We start from the raw sequence: 19,463 nt of genomic DNA on the forward strand, positions 1-19,463 counted from the left end.
TATGATTCCCGGATCGGGGCGTTTGAGTGCAGCAGCGGATTATTGTTTTAGAGAATTTCTTAGAGTAATATTGGGAAGAATCTCTTTGCGTCTCAATTTCGGGTTTTGAAATTGCTTGTTGAGCATCAAAAGACATTCGGCAGCCATTGTTTCAATGGGGATCTGTATGGTGCTTAACGATGGATTAAGAAATTCATTAATATGCGTCAGACCATTTCCGATGGCCAGGATCTCGATGTCCTCGGGAATGTGAATCTGATGTTCGTAACAGTAGTGCATGATGCCAAGAGCAATCATATCACTGGCAGTATAAATCACACTGGTTGATTGAAAATCTATCTTGGATGCGATCTGGTAGCCATCATAGGATTGATTGGACGCTACATCCCACTCCACATATTCCTGTGAGTTTTCCGATAAAAGCTTTTTCAGCGTGGTATCACGTATCTTCATACCTTCAAAAGCATGAGGAGCCTTTACAATAGCGATTTTGCCTTTATTTTTTAGCAGACTGAACGCCTTACGGGCAATTGCAGAGTCATCTACATAGACGCTGCTTAAATTCTCCAAAATACGATTGTATAAAACAACAGGGACCGTCGGCTTTAATGTTGAGAGAAACTTTAAGTCCTCCTCGCCGGCATTTGCAATCAATGCCCCATGAAAGCTGGAAACGGAGATAAGGGACTCCTCTTTGGAAAGGGTATTATTTTCATAGGGATAGATAATAACATCATAGGATAAGTTGGAATCCCTGATCTGCTGCTGGACCCCTTTTAAAAAACGGGCAAGCATAATATCGCGAAAGTCGGTTGTCCAGTACAGAGCGATCGTCTTACGGGTATCAGGAACCCGCAGCCGTTTTGCAGACAAATTAATCTGATAATTTAATTCCTTTACGGCCTGTAACACCTTTTCCTGTGTTTCCTTCGGTATTTTTCTTTCTTCACTTTTGCCATTTATAACGATCGAAACGGTGCTTTTGGATACACCGGCCAGATTTGCAACTTCTCTGATTCCCGCCATCTATACATACTCCTCAAAAATGATCATTTATTTTTGTATCTTTTTAATAAATCTATCATACCAAAAAGAAAAGATGTTGACAAGTAATTAGTAGAACGTTATACTGAAAATATCAAGTAAACCGGTCTACTTAATGGGGAAGGAGATGTGCGGAGTCCAGATCATGACTGGCCTCCCATAAAAAAGAAAAATGGCAGACAATAAGATGATTGCCGAAAGTGTATTACAGACTGTAGGCGGAAGAAAAAATGTAATTGATGTTACACATTGTATGACCCGGTTAAGATTTCGATTAAAAGACGAGTCGATTGCCAAGGATGATGAAATTAAAAAAATTGACGGGGTTTTGAGTGTAGTAAGAAACGGGGGGCAGGTACAGGTCGTGATTGGCCCCCAGGTTGCCAAGGTATATGAAGAATTACAGAAACTTGACAGCCCTTCAGAAAAAGGACCTGTAATAGAAGAGACAGATGGATCATCACCAGCCAAAGGAAAACAAAAAAAGACATTCAAGGATGTTATAAACAACATCATAGGAGCTTTGGCAGGCTGCCTGACTCCTCTGATTCCGGTACTGCTTTGCTGCGGTATGGCGAAGATGCTGGCCTCCGTTCTTGGACCCAATCTTTTTAACGTCCTGGATACGGAAAGCCATATGTTTATTCTGCTGACCATGGTCGGCGATGCAGGATTTTATTTCCTGCCGATCATCATTGGTTATACGGCTGCCAAGCGGTTTGGAATGACACCGGTCATGGGCATGCTGTTTGGTGCGATCCTGGTTCATCCTACCTTGATCAAATTAGCAACGGAAGGAACCGCGTTCAGCGTATATGGGATTCCGGCTTCCGTACAGAACTATACTTCTACCGTATTTCCTATCTTTCTGACGGTATGGATCGGTTCCTATGTGGAAAAGTTCCTGCGCAAACACATTCCTGATACAATTCAGGTCATCGGGGTTCCTCTGATTACCGTGGCTGTTATGCTCCCGGTGGAACTCTGCCTGTGCGCTCCTTTTGGATACTACGTGGGCAATGGGATTGCAACGGGACTGGTAGCACTGAATCACGTTGCAGGCCCTTTGGCGGTAGCCGTTCTTGCAGGCAGCTGGACGCTTCTGGTACTGTGCGGTATGCATGTTGCACTGGTTCCCTTTGTAGTCACCAGCTTTGCAACTCTTGGATATGATACTTTTATTGTTCCTGCGATGTTTGCCGGAAGCTGGGCGACCTTCGGTTGTATGCTGGCTGTTCTGGTACTGGTTAAAGATAAGAAAAAACGTACATTGTATTCCGGATATGTGTTTGCATGGCTCATCGGAGGGGTAGGAGAACCCTACAAATATGGGGTACAGATCCCATACCGGACCCCGCTGTACGCAAGTGTGATCTCTGGTACGCTGACCGGATTGATTGCCGGTTTGATGCATCTGACTGCAAATGTACTGAATACTGCAAATGGAATTTACTCCTTTGCCGGTTTCCTGGGCGGTGATATGAAAAATTATATTGCCCTGATTGTGACGACCGTAGCTGGAACGATTATTGGTTTTATTACGATGTATGTTATGAAAATTGATGAAAGCCTTGTAGAATAACCAGAGCAGAATGTGTAAGGAGGAAGCTGTTATGAGCAATTATGGCTATACCCATGAGAAATTAAGTCCCCATCTTTGGCGCATCATTGATCGCACTGGTGTCTGCTGTTATCTGGTTGAAGGGACAGAGAAAGCCTGTTTGCTGGATACCACCAACGGACTGGGAGATATAAAGGAATATGTCCAGAGGCTGACGGATCGTCCGGTTTTTGTTGTGCTCACCCATGCCCATCTGGACCATATGGGGTCGTCAGGCTTGTTTGAGGAAGTGTATCTCAATAGGGAAGACCTTCCGGTTTACCGTTTTAAAACAAGTACAGAACACCGTCTTTCCGATGCGAGGAACCGTTTAAAGCTTCAGGTATCCGATATAAGCGAACTTCCTCCTGTTTATGCTGGAGAATTCCGTCCGCTTAGAGATGGCCAGTGTTTTGATCTGGGCGGGATCACGATTGAAATGATTTCCGTGAAAGGACATACCCCAGGCATGATGTGTGCATTGCTGAAGGAAGAGCGTATCATTATATTTGGTGATGCATGCGGGGTTGCGGTGATGCTGATGGATGAGTTCTCATCCAATGTATCCGAATACCGGCAAAGCCTGCTGCATCTGAAGGAATATGAAGACCAGTATGATGTGGTATATCGGAACCATGGCACATTTACCTCACCAAAAGAGCTGCTTGATCATGTGATTGAATGCTGTGATCTTGTATTGGCAGGAAAAGATGATCACGTTCCAATAAAGCTCTATGGGCATGACCTGTTTCTCTGTCACCAGCTTAAACCTGGAACGCATGAACGTATGGACGGAAAAGAGGGAAATCTTCTCTATCTGCCGGAAAAAGTCAAATAGAAAGAACTCCGTCCGCTGATAAAAGCAAAGAGGATAGTAAAAAGATCTGCTGGGGCAAGGCGAATAGGTATGTGACTGGCAGTCGCATACCTATTCATCTATCCCTTGCGGTGGAAAGAAGGAAGAGTATGAAGCAAATTAGAATTGGTTCGGGTGCAGGCTATGGAGGCGACCGGATTGAACCGGCGATTGATTTAATAAAGCGTGGAAATCTGGACTACATTATATTTGAGTGTCTGGCAGAGCGTACCATTTCTCTTGCACAGAAAGCAAAGCAGAAAAATCCGGAACTCGGTTATAACGAACTGTTTGAATACCGGTTCGATAAGATACTGGATGCATTAAAGGACCATAAGGTAAAAGTTGTCACCAATATGGGCGCAGCAAATCCGGAGAGTGCGGCAAAACTTTGTTTGGCTATGGCAAGGAAAAAGGGTATTACCAGGCTTAAAATCGCTTATGTATTAGGAGATGATATCAGTGACCGTCTTGAAAATTACCTGGATTACCAGGTGCTTGAAACAGGCGGAAGATTATCCGATATACAAGGAACCATTTTATCGGCAAATGGCTATATCGGCATCAAAGGGATTGTCCAGGCACTGAGGGACGGGGCAGATATCATCATCACCGGAAGAGTTGCAGACCCGTCTCTTTCTTTAGGACCTTTGTGTTATGAATTCGGATGGGACATGGATGATTATGATAAATTGGGAAAAGGAACCTGGATCGGTCATCTTCTGGAATGTGCCGGACAGGTGACAGGCGGCTATTTTGCTGATCCGGGTTACAAGGAAGTTCCGGAATTATGGAATCTGGGTTTTCCAATGATCGAGGTGGATGAAGATGGCAACGGGATTGTCACCAAGCTACCCGGAACAGGGGGGATGGTGACTAAGGAGACTGTACAGGAGCAGACCCTTTACGAAATCCAGGACCCGGAAAACTATTTTACCCCGGATGTGATCGCAGATTTCAGTAAAGTAAGAATTGAGGAAGCAGGGAAAGACCGGGTGCGGATTTCCGGCGCATCTGGAAAAGCGCCCACAGGAAACTATAAAACCAGTGTGGGATACCATGACTGCTACATTGGGGAAGGACAGATCAGCTATGGCGGAGGCAATGCAGTGGCAAAAGCACAGCTGGCAAAAGAAATTTTGGAGAAACGGTTTGAACAAATCGGACTTGCTTATGAAGAAATCCGCTATGATTTTATCGGATTAAATTCCTTATATGGAGATTCCATTTCAAAACAGTTAAATACAGGTAATTGTTCTGAAGTAAGGCTGAGAGTGGCAGCGCGTGTGAAAACCATGGAGGAAGCAACTCTGGTGGGAAATGAAGTGGAGGCTTTGTATACCAACGGACCGTCAGGCGGAGGGGGAGCAACAAAGAATATAAAGGATATCGTTAGCATTGCATCTATATTTATTCCGGTTGAGGATTTTAAGATATCGGTTGGATATCTGGAGGTAAATGAACAATGAAATTAAAAGAAATCGCACATTCAAGAACCGGAGATAAGGGGAATATCTCCATTATATCTGTCATTGCATATCATGATGAAGATTATGCACTTATAAAAGAAAAAGTGACGGAAGAACGGGTAAAAGAGTATTTTAAGGATATTGTTCATGGGAAGGTGACCAGATACGAGATCGAGACGATCAGCGCCCTGAATTTTGTAATGGAGGATGCTTTGGGCGGCGGTATCACACGCTCTCTGGCGATGGATATGCATGGGAAATCTCTTGGAAGCGCTCTGTTAGAGATGGAAATAGAAGAATAAGAGTGTAAGGACAGGGTTACATATGCCCCGGTATTGTGTCAGCTTCAGCTGCAGTACCGGGGCATGAACCGTTAAAATGGAAAAATCAGAAAGGACCGGATGTATCTCTCGAAATCAGTACAGGAGGAATGACCTTATGGACCACCTTCTCCAAAGGGACCGGTCTTCTTTTTTTTCGCTCGTTCATCTGCACAACAAGAAGCTCCATGGCAGCAAGGGCTATTTTATCAATCTGCTGGCCTACGGTGCTGGTTGGTATGACGGCCTCCCTGGATATGGGGGAATCATCAAATCCTATGATGCGGTAGTCAGCAGGCAGGGACCCGTGTTTTCTGATGAGGGTGTTGACCAGCATATTCGCATACGTGTCATTGGCAAGAAATATCCCCTTTTTTTTGCCGCTATAGTTCTGATCCAGATATTCTACCACTTCTCTGATGCAATTTAAATTATCCTGATAGGTATCCCCAAAGTCTTTCAGTATCAGTTCATGAGGGATTTGGTGTTCCCCGCATAAATCAAGAAATCCTTTGATCCGCCCATAAGCAGGAATTTCCGGAGGGACATCTACATTGACATGGATCAATATGTCACAGTTATTTTTATATAAAAGGCTGGCTGCCTGAATCCCTCCCATATAATTATCCGTGTTTACACTGCAGGTGTATTTGTCTTCCCGTTCAATGGTTACGATCGGAAGGTTATAAGAGGCCAGTTCTTTTGAGGAGATGGTGTGGCTTAAAACAATCATTCCTTCAATTTTGTAAGCCAAAAGTTCCTGGATATACTGACGTTCAATGTCTTCCTTTGAGTTTCCTGCGAAAACAAGAAATTTGTAGCCATATGTTTGATAAGTGGAAAGAATATGGTTTAACATTTCAGAGTAATAGTGGAGATACAAATTAGGAATAATGATTCCAACAAACTCTGTTTTGCCGCTGGCCAAAATTTTTGCAACTTTATTTTCCTTATAATCCAGTTCCACCAGGGCTTTTGCGATGATTTCCTGGTTTTCTAAAGTCAGGGAATCAGGATTATTAAAGTAGCGGGAAATTGTAGTTTTGGAAAAGTTTGTGTAGTTTGCTATATCTTCAAAGGTTATATTCTTTTTTTTCATGGATTCATCCCCAGTTCTTCTTTAATTTGACCGCATACTAAATCATAGCAAAAAGTTATAAAAATTGCAATTGCGAAAGTTTCCGGTTACGTAACCGGTTTTGTAAATACTATACAAAAAGAAGACGGGAAAAACAGGAATATTTGCCAAAAAATATTTTAGAGATTGACGTCTTATGGAGAACGCATTACAATATAACCATAAAGTAACCGGTTACTTTACCGGTTATTATGTGCAGCACCGTGAGAAAGGGGAAAAAATGGGAATAAAACAAAAAAGTGTTACAAAACCTTTAAAAATGAAAAGATCCATAAAACAGAACGTTCGCTATATAGAAAAAAACTGGCAGTTGTATGTTGTTTTTCTATTGCCCGCCCTGGCGCTTACCATTCTATTTAAATACATACCAATGGGGGGCGTATTGATTGCATTTGAAGATTTTAATGTAATTGACGGAGTTTTCGGTAGTCCCTGGGTCGGAGTGGAGTATTTTAAGCGGTTTTTATCTTCTCCTGATTTTCTAAAGTATTTGATGAATACGCTGAAGCTGAGTGTATATGGACTGCTGTGGGGGTTCCCGGTTCCTATTATACTTGCCCTGCTATTGAACAGAATCCGCAGAACCGGAATCAAAAAGAAAATACAGCTATTGATCTATGCACCGAATTTCATCTCGGTCATCGTTCTATGCGGTATGGTAAGAATGTTTTTATCTCCCATCGGGCCGGTGAATCAGGTACTTGGAACGGATATCAACTGGATGACCATGCCGGAGGCATTTCGGACAATTTACATAGCCAGCGGGATCTGGCAGGGAGCAGGGTGGGCCTCCATCATGTATACGGCTGCGCTGTCCAATGCCAGCAAGGATTTAGAGGAGGCGGCACTGGTGGATGGTGCAAACATTCTTCAGCAGATATGGTATGTAGAACTTCCTGCCATCAAAAACATCATTGTCATCCAGTTTATTTTGCAGGCAGGCAATATTATGAGCATTGGGTTTGAAAAAGCATATGCATTACAGACGGATATGAATCTCCCGGCTTCTGAAATATTATCTACATATGTGTACCGGATTGGTCTTTTAAATGGGGACTACGGATATTCAACGGCGGTAGGGCTGTTTAATTCTGTTGTTAATGTGATACTGCTGCTTTTGGTCAATGGAGTCGTCAAGCGTTTAAATGAGGGAGAAGGCATATGAGATGGGAGCAAAAATTATGAACGAAAAAAGAAAAACACGGCTCAGAACATCCGATAGATTTCTTTTAGGCATTGGATATATTCTTCTGGGCGCATTTGCAGCTGCAATTTTCATACCTCTGTTATATGTAGTTATCGCATCATTTATGGACCCTGATATATTAAACAACCAGGGATTGAGTTTTCGGCTTCGTGACTGGACGTTAAATGCCTATCAGCGGGTATTGGAAAATGGTATGATTTGGAGAGGGTTTATCAATTCCATGTTTTATTCCTGTGCATTTACTGTCATATCCGTTTTTATTACCTTACTGGCGGCATATCCCATGTCAAAAAAGGAATTAGCTGGGAGAGGCATTTTCAATACCATATTCATTATTACCATGTTCTTCAATGGGGGATTGATTCCCACATTTATTCTGATTAATCAGCTTCATATGGTGAATACCATATGGGCCATACTGCTTCCCAATGCATGTAACGTATGGAATATGATTCTGGCAAGAACCTATTACCAGTCCCTGCCAAAAGAATTGAGAGAAGCTTCACAAATTGACGGAGCCAGCGAAATACAGCATTTCTTTAAAATTATGATGCCGGTGTGTAAACCCATCATTGCAGTGCTGGCGCTGTGGTCGTTTGTGGGTATGTGGAATAGTTATTTTGACGCAATGATTTATTTGAATGATGCCGGATTGCAGCCGCTTCAGCTTGTACTTCGGTCCATACTGGTTCAAAATACACCCCAGCCAGGTATGATTGCCGATATTCAAAGTACGGCAGAGATGGCTAAGGTGGCTGAGCTGTTAAAATATGCAACCATCGTGGTCTCCAGTTTGCCGCTGCTGGTCATGTATCCGTTTTTCCAGAAATATTTTGACAGCGGAGTGATGGTAGGTTCTGTAAAGGGATAAGAAGGAGGGGTTGATTTGAAGAACACATATCAGTTTATGAGGATTTTTGCATCGGTGATTATTTTATTATCCCTGGCCGGGTGCACTGGCCGGGACATAAAATCAGCAGATGTAAATCCGGACACACCGGTTGAAGCGGTAGCATTTCCCTTAAAAGAAACACAGGAGCTGTCATTTATTACAAGTGCTCCGGCCAGAACGATCCAGGACCCCAATAAAAAGGTGATTTTTAAAAGGCTGGAGGAGCAGACAAATGTTCGGATCGACTGGACCTGTTTTGTAACGGATCAGTTTCCGGATAAGAAAAATCTGGCGCTTGCCCAGTTTGGAAATCTTCCGGATGGACTGTTTCAAGCCGGCATGAATGATTACGACCTGCTCCGGTATGCCAAACAAGGGATCATTATTCCTCTGGAAAATTTAATTGATAAGTATATGCCGAACCTGCAGGCTGTTTTTGAAAAGTATCCGGAATACCGGGTTATGTGCACAGCGCCGGATGGACATATCTATTCTTTTCCCTGGATCGAACAGTTAGGAGCAGGCAAGGAAGCTATTCAGGCAATTGGAAATATTCCCTATATCAATAAGAAGTGGCTGGATTTCCTGGGCTTGGAAGTGCCTCGCTCAACCGATGAGTTAGAGCAGGTTTTGATCGCTTTCCGGGACAATGCAGATCGGCTGGAACAGGAATTTAAGATAGAAGGTGATGTGATCCCCATGTCATTTATCATTAATAATGGCGATCAGGACCCCGCAATATTGTTAAACGGTTTTGGGGAAGGTTATGGGGATACGGGAGATCATTTTGCAGTTACCAATGACGGAACGGTTATTTATACTGCGGTACAGGAGGGGTATAAAGAGGGGATAGGGTGGCTGCACCATCTGGTGGAAGAAAATCTGGTGGACCCGGAAGCATTTACCCAGGACTGGGCAACTTATGTGGCGAAAGGAAAAAATCATCGTTACGGACTATGCTTTACCTGGGATATCGCCAATATTGATAATTATAATGATTATGTCATGCTTCCTGCTTTAGCCGGTCCCGAGGGCTTGGTAAATATCACAAGACAGAACGGCAGTGAAACCAGCGGATTTGACAGAGGCCGCTGTGTTCTTACTACCAGCTGCAGGAATACGGCGCTGGCTGCCGCGTGGATCGACCAGATGTATGCGCCGATGCAGTCCATACAGAATAACTGGGGAACTTATGGGGAAACGGATGCGGCCAATATTTTTGAATTGAGTACCAATTCTAAGGGAGAAAAAATGCTCAGACACAGGGATCTGGGAGACAATTCTCCAGTGGAAATCCGGGAGAACCAGTCGGTGAATGGTCCTTTGGCGGTACTCAATGATTATTATGGTATTTATGTGACGATGCCAAATGATGCGAAATGGCGGCTGGACCAGATGCATCAGACCTATTTAAAAGATATGAACAGTAACTATGTATATCCCAATGTTTTTATGAGCATTGAAGATACCAATAAAGTGTCCCAGTATGATACGGATATTAAGAAGTATGTAGAGCAGATGAAGGCCAGTTGGATACTCAACGGAGGCATTGAAAAAGAATGGGATTCTTACTTAAAAAAATTAGAGGAATACGGACTGTCCGATTACCTGGCCATCAAGCAAAAATATTTTGATGAATATGAGAGGTCCCTCACAAATGAGTCAGGTTCTCAGACAGAGACAGCACAGTGACAGGAGAAGCGATTATGATGTTGAGCGAAATGTTGAAAAAAGCAAGGGAGTACGAAAAGACAGCGTTAAAAACCATCTCAAACGAGCAGAGGCCAGGCTTTCATTTTTCGGCGCCCACAGGCTGGTTAAATGACCCCAATGGATTTTCCATGTATCAGGGGGAATATCATCTGTTCTTTCAGTATTATCCCTACGATACCCACTGGGATTTTATGCACTGGGGACATGCAAAGAGCAGGGATTTTATCAAATGGGAATATCTTCCGGCTGCTTTGGCGCCTGATGAAACGTATGACAGTTCCGGCGTTTTTTCAGGGAGTGCTCTGGAGGATAAGGGAAAACAGGTGCTCATTTATACCGGTGTTGAGGAAGTGGAAGGGCAGAACGGAAAAAAGGAAGTCCGGCAAAATCAGTGTATTGCTGTGGGAGACGGATTAAACTATGAAAAGCTGGAGAATAATCCGGTGATAACGGCCAGCCAGCTGCCAAAGGGAAGCAGTCTGGAGGATTTTCGGGACCCTAAAATCTGGAAAGAGGACGGAAGATTCTATCTTGTAGCAGGAAGCCGGAATGAAGACGGAAGCGGCCAGATCGCTTTGTATTCCGCAGAACAATTAGACCAGTGGAACTTCTGCTCCATACTTGCCCGAAGTGCCAACCTTCATGGCAGCATGTGGGAATGTCCGGATTTCTTTGCTCTTGGTGAAGGACATGTGCTCATGGTTTCCCCGCAGGATATGCATGCGGAGGGATTGGAATTCCACAACGGAAACAACGTTATTTTTGTAACAGGCAAGTATGACAAAAAAGCCATGAGCTTTGAACGGACCGGTTTACAGTCTGTGGATTATGGACTGGATTTTTATGCGGCCCAGACAATGGAAACGGAGGACGGGCGCAGAATTATGATCGCCTGGATGCAGTCATGGGATAACCATATGCGTCACGGAGACTTTCGATGGTCGGGCATGATGACGATTCCGAGAGAGCTCTCTGTGAAAAACGGGCGGATCTGCCAGCAGCCAGTCAGGGAACTAAAACGATATCATCAAAATGAAGTATCCTATGATTCCGTTTCCATAGAGGGAGAGACAAGGTTAGAAGGAATATCCGGCAGGAGAACAGACTTAACGATCGAAGTGGAAGAAGGGGATTATGAGAAATTCAGCATAAAGGTTGCCGCAAATGACAGGTATTATTCTGCTATTGTACTGGATACCAAGGAACGCATACTGACGTTTGACCGTACTTACTCCGGTTACGGAAGAGATGTGATCAGCAGCAGAAGCATGAAGGTGGATCATCAGAATGGAACAATCAAACTCCGTATCCTGTTAGACCAGTATTCTGTGGAAATCTTTGTCAATGACGGTGAGCAGGCAATGACTTCTTTGATCGCTACACCAAAAGATGCGGAGGAAATTATCTTCGATGTGCAGGGAAGGGCATGCTGCAGCTTAAAAAAATATGATGTCATTACCGAATAATACTTTTTTAGAGTCCCGGTGGTTTTACAGATAAGCTCTAACCATATTTATGAATCCTTCGGTATTCACTTGGAGTCATATGATAGGCTTTTTTGAAAATGCGGTTAAAATGTTCGGGATTCATATACCCGATTATTTCGCAAATGGAAGAAATACTTAAATTCGTTGTTTTAAGGGCGCGGCATGCTTTTTCCAGACGGATATCCCGGATCAGCTGGACAAAGGTCTTTCCGGTATGATCCTTGACCAGCTTGCTGAAATGAGGAACAGAAAATCCAAAATGCTCAGCCGCAGAGGATAGGGTGATATCCATAAAATTCGCCTGAAAATAGTTCAAAATATCCAGTACGGCCAGATGCGGGTGGGTCGTGTTGAGAAAACTTTCCAGATGGTTCTCATGGTGCCTCAGCAGTATGACCCAAAAGGTTAAAAGGTAACTGTCCAGCAGGGAATTGGAATATTTTTTATGACCGTAATATTCAATATAAATATCTTCGAGGAGAGAACGGATTACATGATCTGACTGGGTGTGGAACAGCAGATAATTGTTTTCCGTTTTTTCGTATAAGGTATGGGAGAAAAAATGGGATAACACGTTATTGTTGTTAAATAATTCAAAAAAGGTTCCGTGGAAGGTACTGGACTTAATCATGACATTGATTATGACACTGTCGTCAAATACGGCAATGCTGTGCTTCGTATTGGGTGGAATAATACACAGATCTCCCGTCTGGCAGGTCTGTTCTTTGCCTTTGATCGTATTGATGCAGGAACCGGTGTACACATAAAAAAATTCATAAAATTCATGTTCGTGGAGGTATACCGGTGAATAACGGTTGTGCTTTGCAATGTATATGTTCTGGGTATTCGTCTGAAAAAAATCGTTTTCGGATATGTATGGAAACCAGGTATCATGAAGGACAGGAACATAGAGCTGACGGCGCTCAATAAAGTTTTTGTCCAGGGAATGAACATATTGGGCAAAGGTTTCCGGATGTTTTTGTTCTGCTTCGTAAAGACGGCGGTAAAAAAGCTCATCCTCCGTATAAGAAAGCATAAAATCTTTAAATTTTTCTTTGATTATTTTCATAGCAGCACCTCTGAATCACTTTCTGTTGTTTTGAGTATAACATCTTAAAAAAGATCAAGTCAATACCATAAAATATTCAATATTAAAAATAAATGTAAAATGATATCATACCAATATCAAATAAAGGAGAAGGATTTGATATGGTGAATACGATAGAAAAAGAGATGAAAAAAAATCTATGGAGACAGAGGATCGGATACGGTTCTTCTGATTTTGCATGTAATTTGATCTGGCAGGTTATTTCCTTGTATCTGCTGTATTTTTACACCGATGTGATGCATTTAAACGCTGCAGCGGTAAGCGTCCTGTTTTTGGTAACCAAAATCTTTGACGGTTTTACGGACTTGGCGGTGGGGTTCCTCATAGACAGGACGAACACGAAGTGGGGAAAATCAAGGCCCTGGATTTTCGCAGGTGCCATTCCTTTTGCGGTTACAGCAGTTCTTGCGTTCAGTGTACCTGACATATCACAAAAGGGAATGTTGATTTATGCTTATGTAACCTATATGCTTTTATCTCTGGCTTATACGGTAGTCAATATTCCCATGGCAGCTATTTTACCGGCACTAACAGCGGACCCCAGGGAAAGAACCAATCTGGCAACCAGCCGTGTCTTCTTTTCATCCGTAGGTTCGACCGTTGTATCCGCATTTGCGCTTAAACTGGTGGACCAATTGGGGGGAGAAAATGAAGCACTGGGGTTTCGCATCGTAATGACGATTTTCGGTATCATTGGCTGTCTGGTATTCTTTTTCTGCTTTTTCAATACAAAAGAGAGAGTGCGGGTCAGTGAAGAGAAAGTAAGTTTAAAAGCGAGCCTGAGCTGTCTGTTCCATAATAAACCGTGGCTGCTGTTTGCTGCCAATATTATCTGGTTTTTCGGCGGGTATGTGATCCAGGCAGGAGCAATCATTTATTACTTTACTTATAATCTGGAAAACAAAGAACTTTCCAGTGTTGCCGCTACCATCACGACCCTGATTCCTGTGGTGACAAACCTTTGCGTTCCGTTTTTATCCCGTCTGGCCACAAAAAGAAATTTAATGATTGCAGGATCTGTATTGCATGGGGCTGGTTTGGTTTTGGTATTTATCGGAGGCAAGTTCATTCCGCTGGTGCTTTTGGGAGTAGTGGTTGCAGCTCTTGGCTATGGTTTAAAGGGAAGTATGCATTTTGCAATCCAGCCGGACCCTGTGGATTATGGGGAATGGAAATCTGGAATCAATATTTCCGGTACTTTATCTGCGGTAAACGGCTTTATCGGTAAGGTGGGAATGGCTGTTGCCAGTTCAATAGCAGCCGCAATGCTGGCAGCAAGCGGCTACGTTGCCAATGCCCCGGTACAGTCTGCGTCTGCATTGAATGCAATCAGTGCAATGTATATTTGGATTCCCATTGCAACCAATATATTAACAATCGTAACATTTTTATTTTATGATTTAGACAAGAGGTTGCCGGAGATCAACAGAGAGTTAGAAGCAAGAAGAAAAGATCATTAGGAAAAGAGGTTTATTATGGCAAAAGTTAGTATTGATTTAAATATGAAGAGAGTTACGAATGATAATTTTGTGGAAAAGGCAAAAAAGCTGGAACCTAAGCTATTGGAAAAGCAGGTAAAACCGATTAAAATCGTATCCATCGGTGATGATGGGAAGGTGGAACCAAGAGCGGATATTGGTGAATTAGACCGTATTTCACTAAAGAAAGGGGATTCCCTGGTTCTGGATTTTGGTGACCATCAGGTAGGCTACGTCAGCTTAAAGCTGAAATCCGTAGGAAGTCCTCAGGATGCACCGGCTTATTTAAGACTGAAATTCGGTGAGGTTCCAAAAGAAATTAAGGAAAATTCAGAGGAATATAATGGATGGATCAGCCGCGGCTGGATTCAGGAAGAATACATTCATGTGGATGTTCTGCCGGCCTGGCTGCATCTGCCAAGGCGGTATGCGTTCCGGTTTTTGGAAATATATGCGGTTGATACTTCTGTAAAATTCCAGGTTGTAGTGGAGGAAGTGGTTTGCAGGGCAGTTTCGGCGGTAGATATGGAAAACATCGAGCCGTTTTCTGCATCAGATCCGGTTCTCCGGCAGATGGATAAAGTCAGTCTGAGGACGCTTCAAAATTGTATGCAATCGGTGTTTGAAGATGGACCGAAGCGTGACCGGAGACTGTGGCTGGGAGATTTAAGGCTTCAGGCTTTGGCAAATTATGCAACGTTTCAGGAGAATGAACTGGTAAAACGGTGTATGTATTTATTTGCCGGGCTTACCAGGGAGGATGGAGCCATCGGTGCTTGTCTTTTTACGGAACCGGAGTATCTGGTGGATGATACGTTTATGTTTGATTATTCCCTGCTTTTCCTTTCCGCTTTAAAAGAGTATTATGAAGCGACCAATGATAAAGAGACGGTGGAAGAACTGTGGCCGTCCGCTTACCGTCAGATTGAATTGTCCAGAATGTGCTTCGATGAAAGAAACGTGGTTTCGGAGGAAGCTGGTGACAGCTGCTTTGTTGACTGGAAAGAAGGACTGAATAAACAGGCCAGTGCCCAGGCAATCTATATCTATGTGCTGAAGGACGCCATTGCTATGGCCAATGCTTTCGGTCAGGAGAAACTTGCGGCAAAACTGGAGGAAGAGAGAAAACGGTGTGTCAGCGCAGCCCTTGATTATTTTTGGGATGAAAAACAAGGGGTATTTGTCAGCGGTGAAAAACGTCAGATTTCCTATGCAAGCCAGGTGTGGATGATACTGGCCGGTGTAAAAGCAGGGGAAGAAGCCAGAATGCTGTTGGATCGTATCGTGGAACTGAAACCGGAGATGAGCATGGTCACTCCCTATATGAATCATCATTTTGTAGAAGCATTGAATCTCTGCGGGGAGAAGGAAAAGGCCATAGACTACATGAAGTATTATTGGGGAGGTATGCTGTTACAGGGAGCAGATACCTTCTGGGAATTATATAATCCGGATAATCCTCAGGAATCGCCCTATGGTTCATCTGCCGTCAACAGCCATTGCCACGCCTGGAGCTGTACCCCTTCTTATCTGCTTCGGAAATTAACAAATGAGGAGTGAAGGAAATGGAATATCTTGTCATTGATTCAGGAGGAACCTTTATCAAATATGCTGTTATGAATGAAAATGCAGAAATTATTGAAAAAGGCAAGGTAAAGACCCCTCCGTATGATCAATATACTTTAGAGGATTATCTGGAGGTTTTAGAATCTATTTATCAGCGGTATGAGAAAACGGTGAAAGGGATTGCCATGAGCAGCCCCGGGATTCTGGACAGTGATACCGGGTATTGCTACACAGGCGGTTCTCTGACCTACATTTCCGGACAAAATATGGTGGAACTTTTAGAAGAGCGGTGTAAGGTACCGGTTACCATTGAAAACGATGGGAAGTGTGTGGCTCTGGCAGAACTGTGGAAAGGAAGTCTGAAGGAGGTTAAAAATGGCATCGTCCTTGTTCTTGGAACAGGAGTTGGAGGAGGGCTGGTTATAAATGGAAGCCTTTACAAGGGAAATCATTTTTCGGCAGGAGAATTCAGCTATCTGGCAGTAAATGAAGGATGCCTGGATCAGACGGAGGGTTATTGGGGATCGACCAATGGGGTGGATGCGTTAGCAAAGGATACGTCCATAGAAACGGGAATCCCGCAAAAAGAGCTTGACGGGATAAAGATCTTTGAAATGGCCAACAAAGGCGATGAGCGGGTGTTAAAAGCATTGGATCAATATACAAAAAGACTTGCGGTGCAGATCTATAATTTACAGACCGTGCTGGATGCAGAAGTAATTGCCATTGGAGGAGGGATTAGCCAGCAGCCGCTTTTGATCCGGTATGTGAAAAAAAACGTAGAGGAATTGTGTGAAAAGCATCCATTCCGTAACTTTTCCCCATTCATTCCCACACCGGTTGTGACGGCCTGCCGGTATTTCAACGATTCCAATCTGGTTGGTGCACTCTATCACTTTTTGAATAAAGCGAGATAAAGAGTATTTAAGATCAATCAGGAAAAAATATAAAATAAAGGGAGAGAAAGTATGATAAAAAGATCGGTAAAGATTTCGACAATTGGTGCAGTTCAGGAGTTTAACCGCATATGCAGTCAATTTGATTGTGATATGGATTTATCACAGGGAAAGTATACGGTGGATGCAAAGTCTATTATGGGGATATTCAGCCTGAATTTGGAAGAAGAGCTTGAATTAGTTGCAAACACAGAGGATAAAGAGTTAGTGGATGAAAAATTTTCTGATTTTATCGTATAGGATGCCTTCGGTGCGCAATTAAAAATCGCATAGTGTTGTCTGGTATCGTCCCTCTGCATGAAACCGCAGAGGGACGAATTTCGGTATAAAATAAATTTGATTCTACGGTTTATGTGGTTTCCCGTTCTGCCAGAGAAGCGTGGAATATAATGTGCTGATACGCAGGAACAATTTCCTGTGCGGCCTCCATTTCTCCTATTAAAAGCTCAACTGCTTTGCTGCCCATTTCCATAGCCGGCATTTCCATAGAGGTCATGGGAGTTTCAAGCATATCACCGATACAGTGTCCGGTAAGACTCATGACCTTGATCTGTTGGGGGAATTTTATCCCCTCTTTTTTCAGTGCCCTGATAGCACCGATCCCATACATATCTACCGCAGCCATAATGGCATCCAGATGGGGGTCCTGCTCCAACAGCTGATATACTCCTTCAAAGCCTTCCTTAAAATAATTGTGGGAGGGACCGGAGAGTCCAGCCACATTCTCAGTCAAACCACATTCGTAAATGGCATCATGGTAGCCGCGGTAGCGGTCACGGTATGGAATCAGTTTGGAAAACCCATTCATCAGACCGATATGGCGGCAGCCTTTTGATACCAGGTATTTGACTCCGTTATAAGCGATTTCGTGATAATCCGTTACAACGCTGCTCATGGTTTTATCCTGCCGCCGCACCACTTGGACAACCGATATTCCACTGTCCCTGATATCGCGTATCAAGCGGGCGTTTTCCCCAGTGGAAGCGATGATAATACCGTCTCCAAACCCATTTCTTAACCGGTTTAAACACTCTTTTTCCACATTGGGGTCATCCATGGTACAGCAGATCAGGGTTTCATATCCAAACTTTCGGGCTTCCAGCTCTATCCCTTGGGTAATCTCCGAAAACACGGACATGCTGATACTGGGGACCACCACCCCTATGGTATGGCGTTTCCCTTGACGAAGACCTTTTGCCAAAAGATTGGGGTGGTAACTGAGCTGCTTGACGGCAGCATATACCCTTTTTTTTGTTTCCGGATGGACGTAGGAGGTGTTGTTCAGTGCTCTGGAGGCCGTACTTACATCAACACAGGCCAGTTTTGCTACATCCTTTAAAGTTGCCATACGCGGTCTGTCTCCTTTCTCTTACAATCCAATCAATCGTTCCTTAAACTTATGCAAACGTTTGCTTCTCATGACGTCATTATAGTAGTTCCGGTCTTTTCTGTCAATACCACTGCAAATCCCCGAGAATCCTTTGAAATCATGCAAAAAATTGCAGGAACCTTCTGTAATGTTGACGCCATAAATCGCAAGTGATATAAAAGAATTACACAAGAGATACAAACGTTTGTATTAAATCTTGAAGCATGTGCGCAGTGCTTACATATCAAACAAATGACCGAGTGAAAGGAGAAATATTATGGCAAAAACTAAGAATTTCAAAACAATATTCCCGGCTGTTTCTGTTCCTTTAAAAGAGGATTATTCTATTGATGAAAAAGAATTCCGTGCATATCTTCGCTGGATCAAAACATTTTATGGAAAGGGAATCGAGGGGTTAGTATGCAATGGCCATACTGGGGAAATTACAGGTCTTTCCCGTTCAGAACGGAAACGGGTGGTTGAAATCTGCAGGGAAGAATGTGGAGATGTCATGACCATTATTTCAGGAATCAACTGCGAAAATACCGCAGAGTCCATCGAAATGGCAAAAGAAGCAAAGGAAGCCGGGGCGGATGGAATTCTTTTAATGCCTCCTCATATGTGGCTCCGTTTTGGAATGCATGAGGATGCACCGTTTGAGTATGTCAAGGACGTAGCGGAAGGTGCTGACATTGATATTATCATTCACTTATATCCGGCAATCAGTAAGGCATTTTATCCGGTACAGACCTTGATTAAAATGTGCAGGGAAATTGAACATGTGAAATGCATCAAAATGGGAACCCGCGTTACTTCTGTCTATGAGCATGATGTACGCCTGCTTCGCAAGGAGTGTCCGGACATATCTCTGATTACGTGCCACGACGAGACACTGTGCGTTAGCTGGTTCCCTGGAATGGATGGCGCTTTGATCGGCTTTGCAGGCTGCGTTCCAGAAATAATCTGCCCGGCATGGGAAGTATTTAAAAATCCCGACAAACATACGTTGAAGGAAGCACAGGACTGGTCGGACCGGATTTACCATATTTCTCAGGCAATCTATGGCGGAGGTCAGCCGTCCGGGGAAGCGCATGCACGTTTGAAAGAAGCGCTGGTGCAGCGGGGAGTCTTCACCTCCGGACTCATGCGTAAACCCGTACTGCCATTGAATCAGGAAGAAAAGGACTGGATTGCTCTGGGTCTTGAACGCAGCGGACTTGCTAAAGTTGACATGAACCAGTTCCGGGATCAATCCTGACC

The 19,463-nt window shown here is 43.5% G+C and carries 17 protein-coding genes; 13 read left to right on the forward strand and 4 right to left on the reverse strand.

Translation table 11 applies throughout. The annotated features are described in order from the left end of the window. Positions 1–39 precede the first annotated feature (39 nt). Positions 40–1,026 carry a LacI family DNA-binding transcriptional regulator gene (locus VIG27_RS05810; protein ID WP_394525955.1) on the reverse strand — a complete coding sequence of 329 codons (987 nt, stop codon included), beginning with the start codon at positions 1,024–1,026 and terminating at the stop codon, positions 40–42. A 205-nt stretch (positions 1,027–1,231) separates the two neighbouring features. Between VIG27_RS05810 and VIG27_RS05815 the strand changes: the two genes are divergently transcribed. The 4 genes from VIG27_RS05815 to VIG27_RS05830 all read left to right on the forward strand — a co-directional run bounded on the left by VIG27_RS05815 (position 1,232) and on the right by VIG27_RS05830 (position 5,271). Beyond that, the gene (locus VIG27_RS05815) at positions 1,232–2,626 is read left to right on the forward strand and encodes a PTS transporter subunit EIIC (RefSeq protein WP_394525958.1); all 1,395 of its coding nucleotides are present in this window, start codon (positions 1,232–1,234) and stop codon (positions 2,624–2,626) included. Positions 2,627–2,657: 31 nt separating this feature from the next. Beyond that, positions 2,658–3,482: an MBL fold metallo-hydrolase gene (locus VIG27_RS05820; RefSeq protein WP_394525960.1), complete on the forward strand. Its 825-nt coding sequence runs from the start codon at positions 2,658–2,660 to the stop codon at positions 3,480–3,482. Positions 3,483–3,610: 128 nt separating this feature from the next. After that, the gene (locus tag VIG27_RS05825) at positions 3,611–4,969 is read left to right on the forward strand and encodes an acyclic terpene utilization AtuA family protein (RefSeq protein ID WP_394525963.1); all 1,359 of its coding nucleotides are present in this window, start codon (positions 3,611–3,613) and stop codon (positions 4,967–4,969) included. Next, positions 4,966–5,271 carry a hypothetical protein gene (locus VIG27_RS05830; protein WP_394525965.1) on the forward strand — a complete coding sequence of 102 codons (306 nt, stop codon included), beginning with the start codon at positions 4,966–4,968 and terminating at the stop codon, positions 5,269–5,271. Before VIG27_RS05825 ends, VIG27_RS05830 begins: the two co-directional genes overlap by 4 nt. A gap of 85 nt (positions 5,272–5,356) precedes the next feature. On the opposite strand, the gene VIG27_RS05835 is transcribed toward VIG27_RS05830, so the two are convergent. Next, positions 5,357–6,388 (reverse strand): substrate-binding domain-containing protein, encoded by a 1,032-nt coding sequence (locus VIG27_RS05835; protein ID WP_394525968.1) that lies wholly within the window; start codon positions 6,386–6,388, stop codon positions 5,357–5,359. A 298-nt stretch (positions 6,389–6,686) separates the two neighbouring features. Between VIG27_RS05835 and VIG27_RS05840 the strand changes: the two genes are divergently transcribed. The 4 genes from VIG27_RS05840 to VIG27_RS05855 are packed head-to-tail and all read left to right on the forward strand — an operon-like array spanning position 6,687 to position 11,705. Further along, positions 6,687–7,592 carry an ABC transporter permease gene (locus VIG27_RS05840; RefSeq protein WP_394527423.1) on the forward strand — a complete coding sequence of 302 codons (906 nt, stop codon included), beginning with the start codon at positions 6,687–6,689 and terminating at the stop codon, positions 7,590–7,592. 16 nt (positions 7,593–7,608) lie between these two features. Further along, positions 7,609–8,505 (forward strand): carbohydrate ABC transporter permease, encoded by an 897-nt coding sequence (locus VIG27_RS05845; protein WP_394525970.1) that lies wholly within the window; start codon positions 7,609–7,611, stop codon positions 8,503–8,505. A 36-nt stretch (positions 8,506–8,541) separates the two neighbouring features. Then, on the forward strand, positions 8,542–10,218 hold the full coding sequence (locus VIG27_RS05850; RefSeq protein WP_394527425.1) for an ABC transporter substrate-binding protein: 1,677 nt from the start codon (positions 8,542–8,544) through the stop codon (positions 10,216–10,218). Between the two features lie 14 nt (positions 10,219–10,232). Next, a complete protein-coding gene (locus VIG27_RS05855; protein ID WP_394525973.1) occupies positions 10,233–11,705 on the forward strand; it encodes a glycoside hydrolase family 32 protein in 1,473 nt (490 codons plus the stop codon). Between the two features lie 37 nt (positions 11,706–11,742). On the opposite strand, the gene VIG27_RS05860 is transcribed toward VIG27_RS05855, so the two are convergent. Then, complete coding sequence (locus VIG27_RS05860) at positions 11,743–12,795, reverse strand: AraC family transcriptional regulator (protein ID WP_394525975.1); 1,053 nt, start codon at positions 12,793–12,795, stop codon at positions 11,743–11,745. A 140-nt stretch (positions 12,796–12,935) separates the two neighbouring features. On the opposite strand from VIG27_RS05860, the gene VIG27_RS05865 reads away from it, so the two are divergent. Genes VIG27_RS05865 through VIG27_RS05880 form a run of 4 tightly spaced genes read left to right on the forward strand, consistent with a single transcriptional unit; the run spans position 12,936 to position 17,074 of the window. Continuing rightward, positions 12,936–14,294: a glycoside-pentoside-hexuronide (GPH):cation symporter gene (locus VIG27_RS05865; RefSeq protein ID WP_394525977.1), complete on the forward strand. Its 1,359-nt coding sequence runs from the start codon at positions 12,936–12,938 to the stop codon at positions 14,292–14,294. A gap of 15 nt (positions 14,295–14,309) precedes the next feature. Continuing rightward, complete coding sequence (locus tag VIG27_RS05870) at positions 14,310–15,872, forward strand: cellobiose phosphorylase (protein WP_394525979.1); 1,563 nt, start codon at positions 14,310–14,312, stop codon at positions 15,870–15,872. A gap of 5 nt (positions 15,873–15,877) precedes the next feature. Further along, positions 15,878–16,795, forward strand: coding sequence for an ROK family protein (locus tag VIG27_RS05875; protein WP_394525981.1), 918 nt, complete (start codon positions 15,878–15,880; stop codon positions 16,793–16,795). A gap of 51 nt (positions 16,796–16,846) precedes the next feature. Next, complete coding sequence (locus VIG27_RS05880) at positions 16,847–17,074, forward strand: HPr family phosphocarrier protein (RefSeq protein ID WP_394525983.1); 228 nt, start codon at positions 16,847–16,849, stop codon at positions 17,072–17,074. Between the two features lie 109 nt (positions 17,075–17,183). Here VIG27_RS05880 and VIG27_RS05885 read toward each other — a convergent pair whose 3' ends face one another. After that, positions 17,184–18,182: a LacI family DNA-binding transcriptional regulator gene (locus VIG27_RS05885; RefSeq protein ID WP_394525986.1), complete on the reverse strand. Its 999-nt coding sequence runs from the start codon at positions 18,180–18,182 to the stop codon at positions 17,184–17,186. Positions 18,183–18,480: 298 nt separating this feature from the next. On the opposite strand from VIG27_RS05885, the gene VIG27_RS05890 reads away from it, so the two are divergent. Further along, on the forward strand, positions 18,481–19,461 hold the full coding sequence (locus VIG27_RS05890) for a dihydrodipicolinate synthase family protein (protein WP_394525988.1): 981 nt from the start codon (positions 18,481–18,483) through the stop codon (positions 19,459–19,461). Positions 19,462–19,463 lie beyond the last annotated feature (2 nt).

The sequence above is a fragment of the Lacrimispora sinapis genome (genome assembly GCF_043633585.1).
Lineage (GTDB): Bacteria > Bacillota > Clostridia > Lachnospirales > Lachnospiraceae > Lacrimispora > Lacrimispora sinapis.